The following is a 20,351-nucleotide window of genomic DNA, read 5'->3' on the forward strand; positions in this document are numbered from 1 at the left end:
GTGCCACACAGTATGGTGTGACACATGGTTAGCGAGGACGTTCTACGGACGCACCTACAGGAGTTGCGTCGAGGCACCGTCGTGGTGGCCAGCCTGGTCGCGCTACGCCGACCGGACTACGGCTACGCACTGCTGCAACGGCTCAGCGACCACGGCTTCCCGGTCGACGCCAACACCCTCTACCCGCTGCTGCGCCGCCTGGAGGACCAGGGGTTGCTGACCAGCGAGTGGAACACCGAAGAGAGCCGACCGCGCAAGTTCTACCGGACCAGCGACGAGGGCGAGTCGATGCTGAACCGGCTCCTCGACGACCTCGCCGCCGTGCAGACCTCCATCACCGGGCTGATCCAAGGAGTGGACCGATGAACACCCTGACCGACCGCTACCTCGCCGCCACCCTGCGATCGGTGCCCACCCAGCGCCGCGACGAGATCGCCAACGAGCTGCGGGCCTCCATCGACGACATGATCGAGGGCCGGACCGATGGAGGACAGGACGCGACCACCGCCGAGCGGGAGGTGCTCACCGAGCTGGGCAACCCGGACGTGCTGGCCGCCCGGTACGCCGACCGCCGGCTGCAGCTCATCGGCCCTACCTACTACCTGCTCTGGCTGCGACTGCTGAAGCTGCTGCTCAGCTTCATCCCGGCGCTGGTCGGCACCGTCGTCACAGTGGTCGAGGCGGCCGAAGGAAAGGGCTTCGGGGCGATCGGGCCGGGCCTCGTCGCGGCGATGCAGGTGGCCGTGCAGATCACCTTCTGGCTCACAGTGACCTTCGCCATCATCGAGCGCACCCAGACGGCCGTGGACGTGCCGGAGTGGACGGTCGACCAACTGCCCGACGCGCCGGTGCGACGAGGCATCCCCCTCGCCGACACCATCGCATCGGTGATCATGCTGGTGCTGACCATCGCGTACCTGCCGTTCCAGCACTACCACTCCTGGGTGCGTGGCACCGACGGCGAGAACATCCCGATCCTCGACCCGGCCTTGTGGTCGTTCTGGCTCCCGGCGCTGATCGTGGTGCTGGCGCTCAGCGTGATCTTCGAAGTCGTCAAGTACCGGATCGACCGCTGGACCTGGGCCCTGTTCGGCATGAAGGCGCTGCTCAACCTGGCCTTCTCGGTGCCGCTGGCGTGGCTGGCGCTCTCCGACCGACTGCTCAACCCGGCCCTCGGCGAGCGCCTGAGCTGGGTGGCGGAGGCAGACAACCGGAACTCCCTCGGCCTGGCCATCGCGGTGGGCGCCGCCGCGATCGTGGTCTGGGACCTGGTCGACACCGCTCGGAAGACCCGCCAGCAGACGACCGCGTGAGCGCACCAGAGTAGGCGGCCCGGCGCGTACCCCGCGCCGGGCCGCCGCCCGTCGGCAGGGCCGTGGCGGCGTGCCCGGTCGACGGGCCTGGTGGGCGGCGTGGCATCGTTCCGGGATGACAGTGGCACCGCGACCGGAATGGCGTCGTCCGGGTCCAACGGCAGAGCAGCGCCGAAACGACCTCTGGATCGGCCTGGGCATGACCGGGCTGGCATTGGTCAGTTTGACCCTGGCCCGCAGCACCGGCGCGTTCCTGCTGGGCCCACCGCCGTCCGGGCCGGAGCAGCTGTTCTGGACCGTCGCGGTGACCCTCCCGTTGATCTGGCGACGACGCTGGCCGACCACGACAGTGCTCATCGTCGCGGTGGCGTTCATTGCCGCGCAGGCCCGCTCGGCCCCGGAGAGCCAGTTCTCCTCCTGGGCCCTGTTCTGCGCCCTCTACACCGTCGGCGCGTGGGGGCAGGACCGCCAACTGTCCCGCCGGCTGCGGATCGGCGTGATCGCCACGATGTTCGCCTGGCTGGGGATCTACTACGCGGTGATGATCGACCACATTCCGGCGGACACCTTCGCCGACGCGGTCGGGCCGGTGCCACCGGTGCTCGCCGCGATGGTCAACGGTGTGCTGCTCAACGTGCTGGTCTTCGGTTTCGCGTACTTCTTCGGTGAGACCGCGTGGGTGGCCGCGCGCCGTGAGCACGAGCTGCGCGCCCAGGCCGAGGACCTGCGCCGGTCGCAGGCCGAGGCCCGGGAACGGGCGGTGCTCGGCGAACGCGTCCGGATCGCCCGCGAGCTGCACGACGTGGTCGCCCACCACGTGTCGGTGATGGGCGTGCAGGCATCCGCCTGCCGCCGGGTGTTCGACCGCGACCCGGGCAAGGCCCGCACCGCGCTGACCGCCATCGAGCAGAGCGCCCGCACCGCCGTCGACGAGCTGCGTCGGATGCTCGGCGTGCTGCGGACCTCCGCCGGCACCGACGCCGCGCCGCCGACGGCCGGCGGCGTCGAACGGATCGACGAGCTGGTCGAGCGGGCACGGGCCGCCGGGCTGACGGCCACCCTCGGGGTGTACGGCGACCCCGTCGCGTTGCCCGAATCGGTCTCCCAGACTGCCTACCGGGTGACGCAGGAGGCGGTGACCAACACCCTGAAGCACGCCGAGGCGGCCCTGCTCGACGTGCGGGTCCGGTACCTGGCCCGGGAGGTGGAGGTCGACGTGACCGACGACGGGCGGGGCGGCGGCCGGACCGACACCGTCGGGTTGGGCCTGATCGGAATGCGCGAACGGGTCACCGCCCACGACGGCGACCTGGAGGCGGGGCCGCGGGCCGGCGGCGGCTGGCGGGTACGCGCCCGCTTCCCCCTGGGGGCGTCGGCGGACCTGCCGGTGGGCCCACAGCGGGAGCCGAGCGACAGGCAGCAGGCGGCGGCCGGCGCGGAGCCGTCGGCATGAGCGCGGCAGCCCAACAGACGCCCGATGCCGGGCCGACGGTGCGGGTGCTGCTCGCCGACGACCAGCACCTCGTCCGTACCGGCTTCCGGGTCATCCTGGAGGTGGAGGACGACATCGAGGTGGTCGGTGAGGCCGCCGACGGCGAACGGGCCGTCACCATGACCCGAGCCACCCGCCCCGACGTCGTACTCATGGATGTGGAAATGCCCGGGATGGACGGCCTGGAGGCCACCCGGCAGATCGTCGCCGACGGCCCCGGGGCGCCCGCGGTGCTGATCCTCACCACATTCGACCGCGACGACTACCTGTTCGCCGCGCTGCGGGCCGGGGCCAGCGGCTTCCTGCTCAAGAACGGCACGCCGGAGGAGCTCATCGAGGCGATCCGGGTGCTGGCCAGGGGCGATGGTCTGCTCGCCCCGGAGATCACCCGTCGGGTGATCTCCACCTTCGCCCGACCCGGCGACCCGGCGGGCACCGCCCACCGGGGCCCGGACGCCGATGCCGCGCTGGCCGAGCTGACCCCGCGCGAACGGGAGGTGCTGATGCTGCTCGCCGCCGGGTCGAGCAACGCGGAGATCGCCTCGGCCATCCACCTGGGCGAGGCGACGGTGAAGACGCACGTGAGTCGGGTACTGGCCAAGCTGGGCCTGCGCGACCGGGTGCAGGCCGTGGTGTTCGCGTACGAGAACGGGGTGGTCCGCCCCGGCGGGTGACGGCGTCCACCGCGAGGTGGACCCGCCCGCTCACCCGTCGGGCGGACGGCGTGGCGGCGTCATCGATCTAGCGTGGGTGCGTGACCAGAACGCTTCGCCTCGACGGCGTCGACCGCAGCTTCGGCGACCGTCAGGTGCTCAGGAACGTGTCCTTCGAGGTGTCCGCCGGCCGGATGACCGGTTTCGTGGGCGCCAACGGCGCCGGCAAGACCACCACCATGCGGATCATCCTGGGTGTGCTCGCCCCCGACGCGGGTGAGGTGAGCTGGGGCGGCACCACGCTGACCCGGCAGGACCGCCGGCGCTTCGGCTACATGCCGGAGGAGCGGGGCCTCTACCCCAAGATGACCACCCGTGAGCAGGTGGCCTACCTGGGCCGGCTGCACGGGCTGGACGCCGCCGCGGCACGACGTTCCACCGACGCGCTGCTGGACCGGGTCGGGCTCGGCGAGCGCGGCGACGACCTGCTGGAGACACTGTCGCTGGGCAACCAGCAGCGCGCCCAGATCGCCGCCGCGCTGGTGCACGACCCCGAGGTGCTGGTGCTCGACGAGCCGTTCTCCGGCCTCGACCCGCTGGCAGTGGAGACCGTCGTGGCCGTGCTGCGGGAACGGGCCTCGGCCGGCGCGCCGGTGCTCTTCTCCAGTCACCAGCTCGACGTCGTCGAGCGCCTCTGCGACGACCTGGTCATCATCGGGGACGGGGTGATCCGGGCCGCCGGCAGCCGGCAGCAGCTGCGCGACTCGTACACGGTGCCCCGCTTCGAGTTGGTCGTGGAGCACGACGCCGGCTGGGTACGCGACCACCCCGGCGTGACACTGGTCGAGTTGGACGGCGCGCGGGTGGTCTTCGACCTGCCGGCCGGCACCGACGAACAGCCAGTGCTGCGGGCGGCCCTCGCGCGCGGCCCGGTCCGCGCCTTCCGCCCGGTCAGCCCCTCGCTCACCGAGATCTTCCGAGAGGTCACCCAGTGAACGTCACCCAGGCCACCCGGCTGGTCGCCGAACGCGAGATCCGGGTCAAGTTGCGCGACCGCACCTTCCTGTTCGGCACGCTGTTCTTCCTGTTGATCGCCGCGGCCGGCACCATCCTGCCGCCGCTGTTCTCCGGCGGGCCGTCCACGGTGGCAGTGACCGAGAGCTTGGCCGCGCCGCTGCGCGCCGCCGGGCTGGACGTCCGGGTCGTCCCCGACGACCGGGCCGCCGAACAGGCCGTCCGCGACGACGACGTGGACGCCGCGGTGATCACCGGACCGGCCGTCCTGGCCATGGACGACGCCCCCGACGACGTGGTCAAGGCCCTGAGCACCCAGCCGACCGTCCGCCTGCTCGACCCGGACGCTGTCGATCCGGTGGTGGCGTTCCTGGTGCCGTTCGTCTTCGCGTTCGTCTTCTTCATCACCTCACAGACGTTCGGTGTGCAGATCGCGCAGAGCGTCATCGAGGAGAAGCAGACCCGGATCGTGGAGATCCTGGTCGCCGCCGTGCCGGTCCGGGCCCTGCTGGCCGGGAAGGTGGTGGCCGGGGCCATCCTGGCGTTCGCGCAGATCGCCCTGATCGCGGTGGTGGCGGTGATCGGGTTGCAGATCGGCGACAGCGGAAGTCTGCTCAGCCTGCTCGCCCCGGCGATCGGCTGGTTCGTGCCGTTCTTCCTGATCGGTTTCGTGCTGCTCGCCGCCATGTGGGCCGCGGCCGGCGCGCTGGCCAACCGGCAGGAGGACATCGCCGCCGTCTCGACGCCGGTGCAGCTCGCCGTCATGCTGCCGTTCTTCGCGGTGATCTTCCTGAACGACAACGCCACGGCGATGCGGGTGCTGTCGTACCTGCCGTTCTCGTCGCCCACGGCCATGCCGCTGCGGCTCTTCACCGGCGACGCGGCCGGTTGGGAGCCGATCGTCTCACTGGTCCTCCTGGTGCTCGCCGCCGGCGCGTTCCTCCTCGCCGGGGCCCGGGTGTACGAGGGGTCGCTCCTGCGCACCAACGGTCGGACCTCGCTGCGTACCGCCTGGCGGGAGCGGGAGACGATCGGCTGAGCCAGCCCTCGGCCCCGCGCGGGCGTCGGTGTCCTGATCGGACGCCGGCGCCCGCTGCCGTACGGCACCGTTCCGAGCGCTGTTCGGTGGCCGTGAACAGCGCGAACACTCCTACGTTGAGCCGATCCTCACGGCAACGACCTGGTCGTCGCCGGTTCCCGGACCGGAAAGGCTCTCGATGTCCCCACCGATCAACGCACGGCACCTGCGCCGTCTGCTCAGCGTCGTGCTCGCGGTCGCCCTCGCCAGCACCCTCACCGCCCTCGTCCGCCCCGCGCCGGCCACCGCGGCCCCGGGTGACCTCATCCTCAACGGCACTTTCGACAACGGCAGCACGCAACCCTGGTGGACCCGGCTCGCCTCGACCAGCACCACTGTCAACGCCGGGCAACTGCGCGTCCGCACCAGCGCCACGGTGGGCAAGCCCGTCTGGGAGGACCTGGTCGGTCACTTCGAGTTCGGGGTGACGGCCGCGCAGTCGTACCGGTTGCAGTTCGACGCCGCGGCCGACGTCAGCCGTTCCCTGCGCGTCTCGGTCTCCCGGGCGGACACGCCCTTCACCTCCGCCGTCGACCAGAGCGTCCCGCTGACGTCCTCGATGGGCCGGTTCACCTTCGACTTCGTGTCCCCGTTCGGCGACCCGAAGGCGGTGCTGCTGTTCCACTTCGGCGGGCAGAGCGCCTCGACGGTCCGGTTGGACAACATCTCGCTCACCCCGCTGGCCGTGAACCCGGCCGCCGACCCGATCCTGTACTGGAACGGTGTCCTGCTGTCCACCTACAAGGCACTGGACCTGCCACCCACCTCCTCGTCCCGCGAGGCCGCCATCCTGCACGCGGCGATGCACGATGCCGCCGTCTCGGTCACCGGGGTCGGCAACCCCTACCGGGTACGAGTGCCGGTCAGCTACCCGGGCACCATGGACAACGTCGTGGCACCGTCCCTGCACGCGGCCATCGACCGGGCGGCGTACGACGTGCTGACCGCCCTGTACACCCGGCACGGTCGTTCCTTCACCGATGCCCTCAACGGTGCCGTCGAGCGCCGGCCGTCCGGCGTGAACGACGCCGAGGAGGCGCGCGGTGACACCGTCGGCGCGGCGGCGGCCGCCGCCAACCTCCAGGCCCGCGCCAACGACGGCTCCGGCGACGACACCGAGTACCCGGTGCAGGAGAACGTGCCCGGCGCGTGGCGGCCGACCAACGGCAAGGCGGCGGTCAGCCCGAACTGGGGACTGGTGACCCCGTTCGCGCTCACCTCGGGCCAGCAGTTCCGGCCCGGCCTACCGGCCGGCGCCACCGGGTACGCCGACCTGCTCGGCAAGCAGGAGTACCGCGCCCAGGTGCAGGAGATCCGCGACTACGGCGGTCAGGGGTCGGTGCTGCGGACCCCGGAGCAGACGCAGATCGCGTTCTTCTGGGCCAACGACCTGGGGGGCACGTACAAGCCACCGGGTCAACTCTTCTCACACACCCGGATCGTGTCGGAGCAGCGTCAGCTCGGCATCCTGGCCAACGCCCGGCTCTTCGGGCTGGTCGCCCTCGCCCTCGCCGACGCCGCCATCGCCGCCTGGGACGCCAAATACCAGACGCCCATCGACCTGTGGCGGCCGGTGACGGCGATCGAGGCGACGGAGGGCAAGGGTTGGCAGCCGCTGTCGAAGACCCGCGAGGGGGTGCCGTACACGCCGGCGTTCCCGGCCTACATCTCCGGGCACGCCACCTTCGCGGGGGCCTGGTCCGCGGTGATGAAGAGGTACTTCGGCACCGATGCGATCGCCTTCGACGCCACCACTGACGATCCGCACGCCATGGGTGTGGTCCGGCACATGACCGGCTTCGACGACGCCGCCGAGGAGAACGCGCTGAGCCGGATCTACCTCGGCGTGCACTATCGGTTCGACGCGGACGCCGGGCTCGCCACCGGCCGTTCCGTGGGCGCGTACGTCTTCGCCAACCGACTGCGACAGTGAGTCGTCAGTCGGGATAACGGAGGGCTCCCCGTCCGGTTCGCGGACCGGGCGGGGAGCGTCACGCGTGACCGCTACGCGGCACAGTTCCAGTGGCTGAAGTCGCCGGTACGAGACCACACCTCCCGTGCCGTCCTGATGTTCCAGGCCGCGTCCAGCGCCGTCTGGCGGTCGACGCCGAACCGGGACACCTCCATGTCGCTGAACTGGAACAACCCCCAGCGCCGCGATCCGTCCTCGACGACCTCCACCCGGTACGGGTCCAGCCCGGACAGGCAGCGCGCCACCTGCACCGCCCCGGCCGGGTCCTCCGGGAACGTCCGCCGCAGATGTTTGCCGATCCGGTCCTCCGACCAGCTGGCGGGCACCTTGCGATCGCCCGCCAACTCGTCGAGCAACCGCTCGTCAGCGGTGCCGCTGACCGGCAGGCTGCCAAACGCCTGGGCCACCATCACCCGGCTGGTGGTGTCCGGGCCGAACCAGCCGTCGACCGGGATGGTGAGTCCGTCGGCCACCAGGTGCTCCTGGAGGCTCAGCACGCAGGGGCCGTACATGCCCTGGCGCAGCACCTCCGGGCATCCGACGGTCGGCGAGCTGCCCACCGTGGGAGGGACGAGGGGTCGCAGCGCCCCGGTCGCCCCGACCGTCAGGACGCCGAACACCGCCAGCAGCGCCAGCCGAAGCCAGCGACGGGCCGGCCACGGCGCTTGGGGTCGCGGCGGAACCGAGCCGACGCTCGGCCGGATGTCCGCAGCGACGGTAGTGGACGCGCCGGCAGGGGTCGGTGCCGCGTCAGTGTCCCCTCGACCCTGCTCGCCGAGGCGGGCCTCGAGGTCCCGCCGTGTCTCCAGCCACCTGCCGATCTCGACCGTCGGGGTGCCGCAGGCGGCCAGCAGCGCGACGACCGTGCGTTCCCGAGGCAGCGTCGTCCGGCCCAGCATCGTCGCGAGGGTGCTCGGCGGCAGCCAGTGTCCGGCCGCCGAGGCTCGCCGGGCGAGCTCCCGATAGGTCAGACCGGAACGCCGCCGCACCTCCCTGAGCAATGCCACGTACTCCCCCGCCGTGGCCGCCTGCGGCACCGGATCCCGGACAGCGTCATCCATCGAATCTCCCCGTGTCGTTGGTGTGGTCGAGCCCGATCCCGTGCCGGCGCGAGCCCATCGGCCGTACACCGGTCAGCGGCGCGGCCCTCGAGGAAAGACGCTAGGTAACCCGGTCGGCCAGGACAATGCCCTGGTCGCCGCGCCGGGCTGTCCGGGCAGCTCAGGGCAGCATGTCCGGATGTTGTCCGACCATCTCGGACAGTCGCCGGGAGCCGATTTGCCCTCGCGTGCGCGGTGTCTGGAGAATCGGGCGATGACCACGGGGGAGCTACGCCCGGACGACGCGTCCGACCCGGCCGAATTCGTCGAGATGCTGCGCCAGCTCAAGGACCGGTCGGGGCTCACCTACCGGCAACTGGAGCAGCGTGCCGCGTCGACGGGCGACGTGCTGGCCCGCAGCACTGCGGCGGACATCCTGCGCCGGTCCACACTGCCGCGCCCCGAGGTGGTGGCCGCGTTCGTGCGGGCCTGCGGCGCGGGAGATCAGGTCGAGACGTGGTTACGGGCCCGGCACCGCCTCACAGCTGGTCAGTTGGCCCCGCTGTCGCCGGCGGCGGACCCGCCGCCGGCCGACGCGGTCACGACAGTGGCCCCGGCACACTCTGGCCCGGCCCGCCCACGTTGGTTCGCGCGGCCCGCGCCGCTGGCGCTACTCGTCGTCGCCGCCCTGCTGGCCACGCTCGGCGTGGGCTTCTGGATCGAGCGACGCGACGACGAGCAAGGAAAGGCCCCCGCATCGGCGGGTGACGGTGCCCGTTTTCCGAGCGCGGGGCTCAGCCAGATCCGCCCCGTCCGCAGCCCGCACCTCTGCCTCACCGAGGGTCGCGACCGCACCGGGAGGTACACCAAGGAGATAGCGGTCCAGCGGCCCTGCTCGGAGGCCACCCCACCGGACACCTCGCTGGAACCGGTGGCCGACGGAATGTTCTTCATCCACTGGGTCCACCCGGTGCTCGGGAAGGGCTGCCTCACCATCCGCGAGGAGGATCCCGGCCGGGACCTGCTCGAACCCTGGAACGAGAAGGATTGCAGCGCGGACAGGCCGAAGCAGGTGTTCCACTTCGAACCGGCCGGGGCGACGCCCGGCGCGTACCGCATCCGGCCCGACCGTAGCGAGTTGTGCGTCGGCCTGCGCGACGACGACAGCGACGTGTCCGACGCGGCGCTGGTCGAGCCGTGCACTGGCGGCTCGGATCAGGTGTTCCTCGTCAACTCGCTGCCCGGGAACTGACGTCGGCGTCGCTCAGCGCGCGGGTGGCACCTGATCCCAGCCGGCGGGCAGTGGGGGCGCCGTCCAGGCGGGGTCGGGCTGCCAGGTGGCCCACGACGGGTCCCACCAGCGCTCACCCCCGTCGAGCAGGGCGGCGATCCGGTCACCCTCGGCCTGGATGGCGTCTCCCATGCCCGGGTAGCGCCCCTCGACGAGGCGCTGGGCGAACATCTCCACGTCCTTCCAGACGTAGCGGTCAGCGTCCGCGGCCCACCACAGGTCCAGTTCGTGGTCCAGGGTGTCCACCCCGATCGGGGTACGCCGCACCGGGTCCTGGAGGTTGAAGTACCAGCCGGCGAAGTCGCGCCCCGGCCCGGTCCAGAACACGTCGATCGAGTGCGCCTCACCGGGGCGTTGCAGCATCAGCTTGCCGTGCCCGGACCAGGAGCGGTGCCCGGCGGCCTCCCACGGGTGCCGCCCGCAGGGAAAGACGCCAGTGTCCGGAAAGCCGAACTCGGCCCCCGAGGGGAGGTAGAGGGCGAGCAGGTCAGGCGAGTCCTCGACGCAGATCGTCGGGCAGCCGAACCAGACCTCACCCCGCAGCACCTCGCGCCGTACCACTGTGTCGCCAACCGCGAACCGTTCCACCACCCCGCACCCCTCCCTCGCCGCGATCTTGCACTTCCTGTTGACGATATGCGCCACGTGACCCGGTCTGTCGGGTCAGAAAGTGCAAGATCGCGGCGGGGTGAGGCGGGGAAGGGGTGGGGTCAGGCGTCGACCGCCGCCATCACGTCGTCACTGACGTCGAAGTTGGCGTAGACGTTCTGAACGTCGTCGCAGTCCTCCAGGACGTCGATCAGCTTGAAGATCTTGCGCGCGCCCTCTTCGTCCAGCGGCACGTTGACGCTGGGGATCAGGGAGGACTCGGCCGACTCGTACTCGATGCCGGCGTCCTGCAACGCCGTGCGCACCGGGACCAGGTCGGTCGGCTCGGAGACCACCTCGTACGCCTCGCCGATGTCGTTGACCTCTTCGGCGCCGGCGTCCAGGACGGCCAGCATCACGTCGTCCTCGCTGGTGCCCTCCTTGGGGACGATCACCACGCCCTTGCGGGAGAACATGTACGACACCGAGCCGGCATCAGCGAGCGAGCCGCCGTTGCGGGTCAGCGCGGTCCGAACCTCGGTCGCCGCCCGGTTGCGGTTGTCGGTGAGGCACTCGATGAGCATGGCCACGCCGCTCGGGCCGTACCCCTCATACATGATCGTCTGCCAGTCGGCGCCGCCGGCCTCCAGGCCGGAGCCACGCTTGACGGCGCGATCGATGTTGTCGTTCGGCACCGAACTCTTCTTCGCCTTCTGGATGGCGTCGAAGAGCGTCGGATTGCCGGTGGGGTCGCCGCCGCCGATCCGCGCGGCCACCTCGACGTTCTTGATCAGCTTGGCGAACATCTTGCCGCGCTTGGCGTCGATGACGGCCTTCTTGTGCTTGGTCGTCGCCCACTTTGAGTGGCCGGACATCTTCTACCTCCGTTGCTACCCGCCGTCTGCATCGACCGCACCGCACACGCCCCGCTCCCGCCGGCGCACGCGGAGGTGCCGGTCAGCTCTGGTGGAAGCCGTGGCGGGCAGATGGCCCTGCCGAATCTCCGCAATCCTACCGACGTCCCCCGGGTCCCTGTCATGCACCGCGCACGGCACTACCGCCCGGCCCCGACGGACCAGGGCAGACGGGACAAAAAACCCCGGATCCGGGAAACGACAGCGGCGAGCATCATGGACAGCCCGGCGCGGTCGGCCGCCATTCAGCAGGCGGCGCGGACCAGGTCCACGAAGTACGCGTGCACCCGCAGGTCACCGGTGAGCTCCGGGTGGAACGAGGTGGCCACCAGGTTGCCCTGTCGCACCGCAACGATCCGGTCGGCGGCCGGGCCGTCGGACACCACCCCGATGACCTCGACGCCGGCACCGACGCGCTCGACCCACGGCGCGCGGATGAACACCGCGTGGAACGGCTCGCCCGGCACCCCGACGACGGTCACCGGCGCCTCGAACGAGTCGACCTGCCGGCCGAACGCGTTGCGCCGGACGGTCATGTCGATGCCGGCGAAACCGCGCTGATCGGGTCGGCCGTCGAGCACCTCGGTCGCCAACATGATCATCCCGGCGCAGGAGCCGTACACCGGCATGCCGTCGGCGATCCGCTTGTCGATCGGCTCGCGCATCTCGAAGATGTCGGCGAGCTTGCTCATGGTGGTGGACTCGCCGCCAGGGATGACCAGACCGCCGACAGCGGCCAGCTCCGCCGGACGGCGGACCGGGCGAGCGTCCGCGCCAGCCGCGGCCAGCGCCGCCACGTGCTCACGAACGTCGCCCTGGAGCGCGAGCACACCGATCACGGGTGCCGTCATGATCGCACTGTTCCTCTCCGTGTCACGCCGCCGCGGCGGGGCGCGTCGACCGTCCTCGGCCCTGACGGGCCGACAGTCACCAACCGCGCTCGGCCAGGCGGTGCGGCTGCGGGATCTCGTCGACGTTGATGCCGACCATCGCCTCGCCGAGGCCCCGGGAGACCTTGGCCAGCACGTCCGGGTCGTCGTGGAACGTGGTCGCCTTGACGATCGCGGCGGCCCGCTGAGCCGGGTTGCCCGCCTTGAAGATGCCGGAACCGACGAAGACACCCTCCGCGCCGAGCTGCATCATCATCGCCGCGTCGGCCGGCGTGGCGATCCCACCCGCGGTGAACAGCACCACCGGCAGCTTGCCGCTCTCGGCGACCTCCTTGACCAGCTCGTACGGGGCCTGCAACTCCTTGGCCGCGACGTACAGCTCGTCGGCCGGCAGCGAGGACAGCCGGGCGATCTCCTGGCGGATCTTCCGCATGTGGGTGGTGGCGTTGGAGACGTCACCGGTGCCCGCCTCACCCTTGGAACGGATCATGGCCGCCCCCTCGGTGATCCGGCGCAGCGCCTCGCCCAGGTTGGTCGCGCCGCAGACGAAGGGCACCGTGAACGCCCACTTGTCGATGTGGTTCGCGTAGTCGGCCGGGGTCAGCACCTCGGACTCGTCGACGTAGTCCACGCCGAGCGACTGGAGGATCCGCGCCTCCACGAAGTGACCGATGCGGGCCTTGGCCATCACCGGGATGGAGACCGCCTCGATGATCCCGTCGATCATGTCGGGGTCGCTCATCCGGGACACCCCACCCTGCGCGCGGATGTCGGCGGGCACCCGCTCCAGGGCCATCACCGCGACGGCGCCGGCGTCCTCAGCGATCTTGGCCTGCTCGGCGTTGACCACGTCCATGATCACGCCGCCCTTGAGCATCTCGGCCATGCCGCGCTTCACGCGGGCGGTGCCGACGACGGGGGCGGTACCGGTGTTCGAGGCGGTGTTTTCGGGCACGGGTCATCGCTCCTTGAAGGGGCTCCTGGGGGTGGCAGCGGAAATGCTACGCGTGGGTCAACGCCGCACCGACAGCCAATCAGACCCCCGGTGGCCTGCCCTGTGGCGCTGGTCACCGGCTCGCCCGCGCCCATCCGGGAGCAGGACGTCAGGCGGCGGGGACGTCCGCCGGCACGACGAGGGTCGGGTCGTCGATGTCGAAGTAGCGCGGCCAATCCCGGCCCCGCCCCATCCGCAACAGGCGCACCAGCGGCCGGCTGCGCGCCGAGCGGGCGTCCCGGACCAGATCCGTGTGCACCTGCCGGGACAACGCGAGCCGACGACTCGCGGCGATGACCGCCACGCAGTCCGGGTCGCCCGGGTCCAACTGGACGCCGCGCAACTGGCGGGTGAGGTCGTTCTCGGCCGCCTCCCGCTCGTCCGGGCTGGCGTCCAGGGCGATCCGGGCCGCCGCGTACAGCTCGACGCCGAAACGCCGCTCAGCCAGGACCGCGGCTGCCGCCGCGCGGCGCAGCAGGTGGGCGTCGAGAGCCCGCGCCGCCAGCTCCGCGCGAGCCTGTAGTCGCTCCACCCGGCCGGCGGTCCAGATGAGGTACGCCGCGACCAGCCCCACGACCACGCTCGCGGCCACCACCCACCACATGTGCGGCATCGTAGTGCTGCTCCGTTTCGTCCGATTGGGCGCGGCCGGACCGGTCCCGCCGGTCACCGCCGCACCATCCGTCACACCGGCTCAGCTCAGCCCCACCCATTCCTGGTCGATGACCCGCCCGTCGGTTGCCTCGATCGCCGCTGCGTATACCTCCAGAACGCGGCGGGCAACCACCGGCCAGTCGAAATTCGCGACCACCTGATCGCCGCAGGCACTCAGCGTGGCCCGCGCGGCCGGGTCGTCCAGCAGCTCGGCCAGCACGTCACGCAGCCCCACCGGGTCGCCAGTGGGGAACAGCCGACCCGCCCGCCCACCGTCGAGGACCCGCCGGAACGCGTCCAGGTCACTGGCGATGACAGTCGTACCCGCGGCGAGGGCCTCGGTGAGGATCATGCCGAACGACTCACCGCCGGTGTTCGGCGCGACGTAGAGGTGCACACTGCGCAGCATGCGCGCCTTGTCCGCTTCGCTGACCAGGCCGAGGAACGTGATCTGCTCGTGCAGTTCGGCGGGGAACTGGTCGAACAGGTCGTCGGGGTCACCCGGGCCGGCGACGAGCAACCGCAGGCCGGGCCGGGTGGCGGCCAGCGCCACGAAAGCGTCGCGCAGCACCGGGAAGCCCTTGCGTGCCTCGGTGAACCGGCCCAGGAAGCCGAGCGTGCCGCCGTCGCCGACCGCGCACTCCCCCGGCCAGCCCGGCAACGGCTCGGCGTCGGCGAACTTGGCCACCGCCACCCCGTTGGGGATCTCCACCGCACCGCCGTCCATGTGCTCGACCTGCACCTTGCGGGCCAGCGCGCTCACCGCGATCCGGGCCGTGATCCGCTCCAACACGATCTGGAGCACACCCTGCGCGGCGGCGAGGACCCGTGACCGGGTCATCGCGGTGTGGAACGTGGCCACCACCGGGCCACGGGCGGAGAGCACGGCCAGCAGCGACAGACTCAGCGTGAGCGGCTCGTGCACGTGCAGCACGTCGAAGTCGCCGTTGGTGATCCACCGCCGCACCCGGGCGGTCGACACCGGGCCGAACGCGATCCGGGCCACCGAACCGTTGTACGGCAGCGGGACGGCCCGCCCGGCGGACACCACGTACTCCGGCAGCGGCGAGTCCTCGTCGGCCGGCGCGAGCACGCTGACCTCGTGGCCCAGCGCGATCAGCGCCTCGGCGAGGTCCATGACGTGGTTCTGCACCCCACCGGGCACGTCGAAGGAGTACGGGCACACGATGCCGATCCGCATCCGTCAGCCCACCTCCTCAGGCCGGGCCGGAGGCCGACGAGGGCAGCGCCGCGCCCTCCCCCGACCTCGCCTGGTCCAGCCACATCCGCTGCAACATGTGCCAGTCTTCCGGATGGCGGGCGATACCCGCCGCCAGACCGTCGGCGATCAGCTGGGTCAGCGACCGGACCCGCTGGTCCAGCGGTCCCGCCTCGGGGCCCGGCACCGGCAACGGACCAGCCAGCGAGGCGCGGGCGGCGTCCGGTTCGTACCACAGCGAGGCCACGTAGAGCGGCGCGCCGGTGTGCAGCGCGAGCAGCGCCGGCCCGGCGGGCATCCGGGTCTTCCCGCCGAAGAAGTCCACCTCCACCCCGCGGGCGGAGAGGTCCCGGTCAGCCAGCAGCGGCACCACAGCACCGGCCCGCACCCGGTCCAGCAGCACGTCGAACGCCGGACGCGGCCCCCCGTGGGTCGGCAGGATCTCCATCCCCAGACTCGCCCGGAAGGCCAGGAAACGCTTGTAGACGCCCTCCGGCTTGAGCCGCTCCATCACGGTGGTGATCGGCCAACCGGTGGCCGCCACCCAGGCGCCCGCGGCATCCCAGTTACCGGCGTGCGGCAGGGCCACCACCGCGCCCCGACCGGCGGCCACGTCGGCGGCGAGCAGCTCGGCGCCGTCGAGCCGGAAACCGGACAGGATCTGCGACCGGCTCAGGGCGGGCAGCCGGAACGCCTCCATCCAGTAGCGGGCGTACGAGCGCAACCCGCGCTTGACGAGATCGTCCAACTCGGCGTCGGGCAGCTCCGGGCCGACCACCCGACGCAGGTTCGCGCGCAGTCGGGCCGTACCCCCGCCGCCGGCGCGGTGGGCGCGGTCCGCGCCCGCCTGGAACGCCGCCGCCACCAACGGCCGGGGTAGCGCGCGGACCACCCGCCACCCGGCGATGTAGCCCAGCTCGGTGAGGTTCACGCGACTCGGCCGCCGGTCGTTCGACGCCGGGTCGCCGGCACGCCACTCACGCCTGGCCGTCCGGCTGGAGCTGCTGGGCCTGGCGGTAGACGTGCGTCATCCGCTGCCCCACCGTGAAGATCGACACGGCGGCGAGCAGCCAGAGCGCGATCTCCAGGGCCGGATCGAGACCGACACCGGTGAGGATCCCGCCGACCCCGACGATGAGCAGTCGCTCGGTGCGTTCGGCGATGCCCACGTTGCAGGTCATGCCGAGCCCCTCGGCACGGGCCTTGACGTAGGACACCAGGCTGCCGGCAGCCAGGCACACCAACGCGGCGGCCACCCCGGAGTAGTTGCCCTGCGTGGCCAGCCAGTACGCGACCGCGCCGAAGACGGCGCTGTCGGCGACCCGGTCCATGCTTGAGTCGAGGAACGCGCCGAACTTGGTGGAGCCGCCGCTCATCCGGGCCATCGTCCCGTCGAGCAGGTCGGTGAGCGCGAACAGGGTGACGATCAACGCGCCCGCGACCAGGTGGCCGCGGGCACCGAAGCCGAGCGCGCCGACGAGCACACCAACGGTGCCCGCGACGGTGACGGCATTGGGGGTGACGCCCGCGCGCAGCAGGGCGCGGGCAATCGGCTCGACGACGCGGGTCATCCCCGCGCGGGCCGACACTTGGAAGATCTTCGCCATGGCGGTCCCCACGATAACGGTCCGCCCAGCTCCGGCGATACGGACGGTACCGCCGACCCGCCCGGGGGAGGCTTGTGCCTACCCGGCAACGGGTGTGAGATCGAGCCGGGAGGTGAGCCAGCTCACCCGTCCGCCCGTCCCGTTCCCGCTGTGCAGCAGACCACCGGAGGATATCGCCGCGCACTCGCCCCGGGCCGCTACCCGTCGCGCGGCGGTCGCCACCACCACCGGCTGAGGGAGGTGCGCCCCATGGCGCAGAAGAGTCACGAGAAGGGTTCCACCGGCGGCACGCCGGTGGTCACCGAGCCCGAGCGGGTTCGCAACGTGGTGCTCGTCGGGCACTCCGGGGCGGGCAAGACCACACTGGTCGAGGCCCTGCTCGCCGCGACCGGCACGATCGGCCGCGCCGGCACCGTCGTCGACGGCACCACAGTGGGCGACCACGACCCCGCCGCCGTACGTCAGCAGCGCTCGGTCAGCCTGTCCTGCGCGCCGCTGCTGCACAACGGCATCAAGGTCAACCTGCTGGACACCCCGGGGTACGCCGACTTCGTCGGCGAGCTGCGCGCCGGGCTGCGAGCCGCCGACGCCGCGCTCTTCGTGGTCTCCGCCGCGGGCGGCATGGACGCGGCCACCGTGGCGCTCTGGGAGGAGTGCGCCGCCGTCGACATGCCCCGCGCGGTCGCGGTGGCCCGACTGGACCAGCCCCGCGCCGACGTCGACGAGACGGTGGCGCTCTGCCAACGCCTCTTCGGCGACAACGTGATGCCGCTCTACCTGCCGATGCTCGGCGACGACGGGGTCTCCACCGAGGGGCTGCTCGGCCTGATCACCCGTCGGGTCTTCGACTACAGCGCCGGGCTGCCCGCCGACGTCCGCGACCCGGACCCGGAGCACCAGCGGGCCATCGACGAGTCCCGCGACGAGCTGATCGAGGGGATCATCGCCGAGAGCGAGGACGAGACCCTCATGGACCGCTACCTCGACGGCGAGGAGATCGGCGACGAGGTGCTCATCGACGACCTGGAGAAGGCCGTCGCCCGGGGCCACTTCTACCCGGTGGTGCCGGTCTGCGCCCAGACCGGTGTCGGGCTGGACGTGCTGCTGGAGGTGCTGACCGCCGCGTTCCCGTCGCCGCTGGAGCACGAGCTGCCGGCGGTGACCGGCGTGGACGGCTCGCCGCGTCCGCCGCTGAGCTGCGACCCGGCCGGGCCGCTGGTCGCCGAGGTCGTCAAGACCACCATCGACCGCCACGTCGGCCGGGTCTCGCTGGTCCGCGTCTTCTCCGGCACGCTGCGCCCCGACCAGAGGGTGCACGTCTCCGGGCACGGAATGGCCGGACGCGGGCACCCCGACCACGACGCCGACGAGCGGGTCGGGCACATCTTCACCCCGCTGGGCGCCACACTGCGGGAGGTGTCGCTCTGCGTGGCCGGTGACATCTGCGCGATCACCAAGTCGGGCAGCGCCGAGACCGGCGACACCGTCTCGACCACTGACGACCCGCTGCTGATCGCCCCCTGGGAGATGCCGGAGCCGCTGCTGCCGGTGGCGATCGCCGCCCGTAGCCGCGCCGACGAGGACGCCCTGGCCCGCAACCTCGCCCGCCTGGTCGCCGGCGACCCCACGCTGCGGCTGGAGCGCAACCCGGAGACCCATCAACTGGTGCTCTGGTGCATGGGCGAGGCACACGCGGACGTGGTGCTCGACCGGCTGCGCGCCGGCGGCGTCGAGCTGGACACCGAGCCGGTCAAGGTGTCGCTGCGCGAGACGCTGACGGTGCCCGCGAAGGGGCACGGTCGCCACGTCAAGCAGTCCGGCGGCCACGGCCAGTACGCGGTCTGCGACATCGAGGTCGAGCCGCTACCCCGCGGCAGTGGCTTCGAGTTCGTCGACCGGGTGGTCGGCGGCGCGGTGCCGCACACCTACATCCCATCCGTGGAGAAGGGCGTCCGTGCCCAACTGGAGCGCGGGCTGGTCGCCGGGCACCCAGTGGTGGACCTGCGGGTGACCCTGGTCGACGGTAAGTCGCACAGTGTCGACTCCTCCGACGCGGCCTTCCAGACCGCCGGCGCGCTGGCGCTGCGTGACGCCGCCGAGCGTGGCCAGCCGGCCCTGCTGGAGCCGATCGACGAGGTCACCATCCGGGTTCCGGACGGCTCGGTGGGCACGGTGATGGGCGACCTGTCCGGCCGACGCGGCCGGGTGCTCGGCACCGAACCGGACCCGGACACCGAGGGCCGCACCCTCGTCCGCGCCGAGGTGCCGGCCACCGAGCTGCTTCGGTACGCCGTCGAGCTGCGCTCCATGACGGCCGGCACCGGCACCTTCCGCCGTCACTTCGTCCGCCACGACCCCATGCCCGCCCACCTGGCCGACCAGACCCGCAAGGAACACACCGCCTGACCCCCACGCCGTGCCCGAACAGCATTCGGCGGAGTGCGGGCCGGGTGGGAGACAGCTCGATCGGCCGTCGCCCACCCGGCCCGCCCGGAACCTCAGCTCGGCCCGCTCAGCCGAAGAACGACCTCAGGTGCTGGATGAGCACCTGGGGCTGCTCCTCCACGAAGTAGTGCCCGGTGTTGGCGATCTGTACCAGCTGCACGTTGGTGGCCTGCTGGCTGAGCGTCGCGGCAAAGCTCGGGTAGAAGATGTCGTGGGCGATACCTAGGACCGGGACGGTCACCGGCGCGTACGTCTCGTTGTCGACGATGTCCTGGCCCAGCGCCTTGTACCAGCCGTTGCCGCCCCGGATGGCGTCCGGAGTTGAATACGCCTGGGCGTAGACGGCCCTGTCGAAATCGCTTATGGCTTGCTTGTTGACCAGGAGGTTGTCGAACATCCAGTCGACGAGGAAGCGGGACCGGCCCGTGATGAGCTGCTCCGGCAGCTGTGACACCTGATTGAAGGCGAACCACCAGGGGTGGAACGGGGCACCCGGCGCCGGCAGCATCCGGAACTCGTAGTAGTTGCTGTTCGGGTGTTCCACGTCCAGCATGGCGATCTTGTTGACGACCGTGGGGTGGTTCGCCGCCATGCTGTAGGCGACCATCGACCCCATGTCGTGACCCACGACGTTCACCTTGGTGTAGCCCAGCGCCCTGGCCAGCGCCGCGATGTCTGCCGCCAAGGTCTTCTTGTCGTACCCGGACGCCGGCTTGCTGGAGCCGCCGGCACCGCGCAGGTCGACGGCGATCACGCGGTATCGGGTGGCCAGCGCCGGCATCACCTTGTGGTACTCCCACCAGGTCTGCGGCCAGCCGTGCAGCAGGATCAGGGGCGCCCCACGCCCACCGGCGACATAGTGCAGCCGGACTCCGTTGACCTCCGCGTACCTGCTCGTGAACCCCCCCGGAAGGGTGGCTGCGAGGTCGGCGGCGGCCGGGGCGGCGGCCTGTGCACCGTCGGTGGACGGTGCGGCCTGTGCCGCGGTGCCGGTCGCCACTGCGGCGACCGCGCCGGCGCCGAGCGCGATCAGCTTCCTTCTGTTCATCGAAGACACGCATGCTCCAGTTCTCTAGATGTGACATGCATCCTTGCCGATTTCAGGTAGATGCAGGATTGCGCCAAGGTCATGGATGCCCGATGGTCGATCGGGAATGACCGATGGGATCTAATTTCCTGCGCTTGCG

The 20,351-nt window shown here is 71.5% G+C and carries 19 protein-coding genes; 9 read left to right on the plus strand and 10 right to left on the minus strand.

Annotated features, from left to right (window positions below; all coding sequences use genetic code 11):
* The first annotated feature begins 24 nt into the window (after nt 1-24).
* The 7 genes from OG992_RS09795 to OG992_RS09825 all read left to right on the plus strand — a co-directional run bounded on the left by OG992_RS09795 (nt 25) and on the right by OG992_RS09825 (nt 7,483).
* Complete coding sequence (locus tag OG992_RS09795) at nt 25-366, plus strand: PadR family transcriptional regulator (protein ID WP_091401756.1); 342 nt, start codon at nt 25-27, stop codon at nt 364-366.
* A complete protein-coding gene (locus tag OG992_RS09800) occupies nt 363-1,313 on the plus strand; it encodes a permease prefix domain 1-containing protein (protein WP_266303035.1) in 951 nt (316 codons plus the stop codon). The genes OG992_RS09795 and OG992_RS09800 overlap by 4 nt, the downstream gene beginning before the upstream one ends.
* A 115-nt stretch (nt 1,314-1,428) precedes the next feature.
* Nucleotides 1,429-2,766 (plus strand): sensor histidine kinase, encoded by a 1,338-nt coding sequence (locus tag OG992_RS09805; protein ID WP_266303036.1) that lies wholly within the window; start codon nt 1,429-1,431, stop codon nt 2,764-2,766.
* Nucleotides 2,763-3,479 carry a response regulator transcription factor gene (locus OG992_RS09810; protein ID WP_238682970.1) on the plus strand — a complete coding sequence of 239 codons (717 nt, stop codon included), beginning with the start codon at nt 2,763-2,765 and terminating at the stop codon, nt 3,477-3,479. The genes OG992_RS09805 and OG992_RS09810 overlap by 4 nt, the downstream gene beginning before the upstream one ends.
* An 80-nt stretch (nt 3,480-3,559) precedes the next feature.
* Nucleotides 3,560-4,453 (plus strand): ABC transporter ATP-binding protein, encoded by an 894-nt coding sequence (locus OG992_RS09815; RefSeq protein WP_112583369.1) that lies wholly within the window; start codon nt 3,560-3,562, stop codon nt 4,451-4,453.
* Entirely contained in the window at nt 4,450-5,511 is a 1,062-nt protein-coding gene (locus OG992_RS09820) for an ABC transporter permease (protein WP_266303037.1), read from the plus strand. The genes OG992_RS09815 and OG992_RS09820 overlap by 4 nt, the downstream gene beginning before the upstream one ends.
* 178 nt (nt 5,512-5,689) lie before the next feature.
* Nucleotides 5,690-7,483: a carbohydrate binding domain-containing protein gene (locus OG992_RS09825; protein WP_266303038.1), complete on the plus strand. Its 1,794-nt coding sequence runs from the start codon at nt 5,690-5,692 to the stop codon at nt 7,481-7,483.
* 71 nt (nt 7,484-7,554) lie between these two features.
* On the opposite strand, the gene OG992_RS09830 is transcribed toward OG992_RS09825, so the two are convergent.
* A complete protein-coding gene (locus OG992_RS09830; RefSeq protein WP_238682967.1) occupies nt 7,555-8,583 on the minus strand; it encodes a helix-turn-helix domain-containing protein in 1,029 nt (342 codons plus the stop codon).
* Between the two features lie 253 nt (nt 8,584-8,836).
* Between OG992_RS09830 and OG992_RS09835 the strand changes: the two genes are divergently transcribed.
* On the plus strand, nt 8,837-9,814 hold the full coding sequence (locus OG992_RS09835) for a helix-turn-helix transcriptional regulator (RefSeq protein WP_266303039.1): 978 nt from the start codon (nt 8,837-8,839) through the stop codon (nt 9,812-9,814).
* A gap of 12 nt (nt 9,815-9,826) precedes the next feature.
* Here OG992_RS09835 and OG992_RS09840 read toward each other — a convergent pair whose 3' ends face one another.
* The 8 genes from OG992_RS09840 to pgsA form a co-directional block, all read right to left on the minus strand.
* A complete protein-coding gene (locus OG992_RS09840) occupies nt 9,827-10,441 on the minus strand; it encodes a DUF402 domain-containing protein (protein ID WP_266303040.1) in 615 nt (204 codons plus the stop codon).
* Between the two features lie 122 nt (nt 10,442-10,563).
* Nucleotides 10,564-11,316, minus strand: a complete 753-nt coding sequence (locus OG992_RS09845; RefSeq protein ID WP_238682964.1) for a YebC/PmpR family DNA-binding transcriptional regulator — start codon at nt 11,314-11,316, stop codon at nt 10,564-10,566.
* A gap of 284 nt (nt 11,317-11,600) precedes the next feature.
* Nucleotides 11,601-12,206 carry a pyridoxal 5'-phosphate synthase glutaminase subunit PdxT gene (gene pdxT, locus OG992_RS09850; RefSeq protein WP_238682963.1) on the minus strand — a complete coding sequence of 202 codons (606 nt, stop codon included), beginning with the start codon at nt 12,204-12,206 and terminating at the stop codon, nt 11,601-11,603.
* A 76-nt stretch (nt 12,207-12,282) separates the two neighbouring features.
* Nucleotides 12,283-13,200, minus strand: coding sequence for a pyridoxal 5'-phosphate synthase lyase subunit PdxS (pdxS, locus tag OG992_RS09855; RefSeq protein ID WP_266303041.1), 918 nt, complete (start codon nt 13,198-13,200; stop codon nt 12,283-12,285).
* A gap of 148 nt (nt 13,201-13,348) precedes the next feature.
* On the minus strand, nt 13,349-13,852 hold the full coding sequence (locus OG992_RS09860; RefSeq protein WP_238682962.1) for a hypothetical protein: 504 nt from the start codon (nt 13,850-13,852) through the stop codon (nt 13,349-13,351).
* Nucleotides 13,853-13,933: 81 nt separating this feature from the next.
* On the minus strand, nt 13,934-15,094 hold the full coding sequence (locus OG992_RS09865; RefSeq protein ID WP_266303042.1) for a glycosyltransferase family 4 protein: 1,161 nt from the start codon (nt 15,092-15,094) through the stop codon (nt 13,934-13,936).
* Nucleotides 15,095-15,110: 16 nt separating this feature from the next.
* Nucleotides 15,111-16,043, minus strand: coding sequence for a phosphatidylinositol mannoside acyltransferase (locus OG992_RS09870; RefSeq protein WP_238682960.1), 933 nt, complete (start codon nt 16,041-16,043; stop codon nt 15,111-15,113).
* A 46-nt stretch (nt 16,044-16,089) separates the two neighbouring features.
* On the minus strand, nt 16,090-16,719 hold the full coding sequence (gene pgsA / locus OG992_RS09875; protein ID WP_238682959.1) for a phosphatidylinositol phosphate synthase: 630 nt from the start codon (nt 16,717-16,719) through the stop codon (nt 16,090-16,092).
* Nucleotides 16,720-16,968: 249 nt separating this feature from the next.
* Here pgsA and OG992_RS09880 point away from each other — a divergent pair, with 249 nt between their 5' ends.
* A complete protein-coding gene (locus OG992_RS09880) occupies nt 16,969-19,125 on the plus strand; it encodes an elongation factor G-like protein EF-G2 (protein ID WP_266303043.1) in 2,157 nt (718 codons plus the stop codon).
* Between the two features lie 106 nt (nt 19,126-19,231).
* On the opposite strand, the gene OG992_RS09885 is transcribed toward OG992_RS09880, so the two are convergent.
* On the minus strand, nt 19,232-20,212 hold the full coding sequence (locus OG992_RS09885; RefSeq protein ID WP_238682957.1) for an alpha/beta fold hydrolase: 981 nt from the start codon (nt 20,210-20,212) through the stop codon (nt 19,232-19,234).
* Nucleotides 20,213-20,351: the final 139 nt, after the last annotated feature.

Origin of the sequence: Micromonospora sp. NBC_00362, assembly GCF_026342155.1 — a bacterium.
GTDB classification, from domain to species: domain Bacteria; phylum Actinomycetota; class Actinomycetes; order Mycobacteriales; family Micromonosporaceae; genus Micromonospora; species Micromonospora hortensis.